Source organism: Psychrobacter sp. AOP5-GZ1-6 (assembly GCF_052376345.1).
Lineage (GTDB): Bacteria > Pseudomonadota > Gammaproteobacteria > Pseudomonadales > Moraxellaceae > Psychrobacter.
The window spans coordinates 1-1,664 of the sequence record NZ_JBQSVP010000244.1; the positions used below are offsets into that span (position 1 = coordinate 1).

The 1,664-nt window shown below is 44.2% G+C and carries 1 protein-coding gene and 1 pseudogene; both read left to right on the top strand.

Going from position 1 to position 1,664, the window contains the following annotated elements; genetic code table 11:
• Positions 1 to 188 (top strand): annotated as a pseudogene (locus ACT3RN_RS15430) (restriction endonuclease subunit S); the annotation flags it as partial.
• Positions 188 to 1,664, top strand: a 1,477-nt coding sequence (locus tag ACT3RN_RS15435; RefSeq protein WP_444518809.1) for a type I restriction endonuclease subunit R, incomplete at its 3' end; no start/stop codon positions are given. The pseudogene ACT3RN_RS15430 and the gene ACT3RN_RS15435, both read left to right, overlap by 1 nt.

Genomic DNA, 1,664 nt, shown 5'->3' on the forward strand with positions numbered 1-1,664 from the left:
CTATTTGTATGCCAAGTGAAGAACTAAGACAGTTATTTGATAGTATCGTTAGAGCTAGTCTTTATAAAATTGCAGATAGATATTTTTCTAATGAGACTCTAACTAAACTCCGTGACACTCTACTCCCCAAACTTATGTCAGGCGAGCTACGTATTCCTGATGCTGAGAAGTTGGTGGAGAATATCTAATGAAATTCACCGAAGCCAAACTTGAACAAGCCATTGTTGAATTACTCGCCATTGAAGGCTATCCACACACGCCAGGTGACGTAGTTGATAGCCAGCTTGGACGTGCCGTAGATGAAGTGTTAATCGAGTCTGACTTACGTGAATTTCTCGCCAGCCGATATCAAGATCAACACATTACTGATTATGAGATTGGCTTAATCATTCATCGTATTAAGACCCTACCAGCTTCTGATTTGTACGACAGTAACAAAGCCATTATGAAGGATGTGTCTAATGGCTTTTTGCTTAAGCGTGAAGACCACACCCAAAAAGATTTGTTCATTCAACTGATAGATTACGATGATATCAGCAATAACACTTTGCGAGTGGTTACTCAGCTAAACATTCAAGGTTATGAGCTACGTATTCCAGATGCCATCTTATACATCAATGGCTTACCACTGGTGGTGTTTGAATTTAAGAGTGCCATACGTGAGGAAGCTCCGCTATACGATGCCTATGTGCAACTCACGACTCGCTATACTCGTGATATACCAGAGCTACTCAAATACAATGCCATCTGCGTAATTAGTGATGGGGCCAATACTAAAATGGGCTCACAGTTTGCGCCTTATGAGTTCTTCTACTCTTGGCGCAAAGTCACCGGTGATGAAAAGCTTGAAGTAGATGGTATCAGTGCGCTTAAAACCATGATATACGGCCTATTTGATCAACAGCGTCTGTTTAACGTCCTACGCAACTTTATCTACATTCCCGACACCTCCACCAAAAAAGAGAAAATCATCTGCCGCTATCCGCAGTACTATGCGGCAACCAAGCTATTTCATAATGTGAAAAAGCACATCAAGCAGTTTGACTCGGCTGGCAAGCTTGTCGCTGGTGACGGTAAAGGCGGTACCTACTTTGGGGCAACAGGCTGTGGTAAGAGCTTTACCATGCTGTTTTTAACTCGCTTGCTGATGCGTGATGTTGATTTGGGCAGCCCAACCATTATCTTAATTACCGACCGTACTGACCTAGACGATCAGCTATCTGGGCAATTTACCAACGCCAAGACCTATATCGGTGATGAAAACATCATTAGTGTTGAGAGCCGAGCAGAGCTTAGAGAGCGCCTGTCAGGTATTAAAAGTGGTGGTGTTTATCTGACCACCATTCATAAATTTACTGAGGACACAGAGCTACTGACCGAGCGTACCAATGTCATTGTCTTATCTGATGAGGCACACCGCAGCCAGCTCAACCTTGAGCAGAAGATTACCGTGACAGAAGACGGTGTGAAGAAGACTTACGGCTTTGCTAAATACCTGCATGACTCACTGCCTAATGCGACCTACGTTGGCTTTACAGGGACACCAGTCGATGCCACGCTCGATGTGTTTGGGCCCATTGTCGATAGCTACACCATGACGGAATCTGTGCATGATGAGATTACCGTACCTATCGTCTATGAAGGGCGGGCGGCTAAGGTATTGC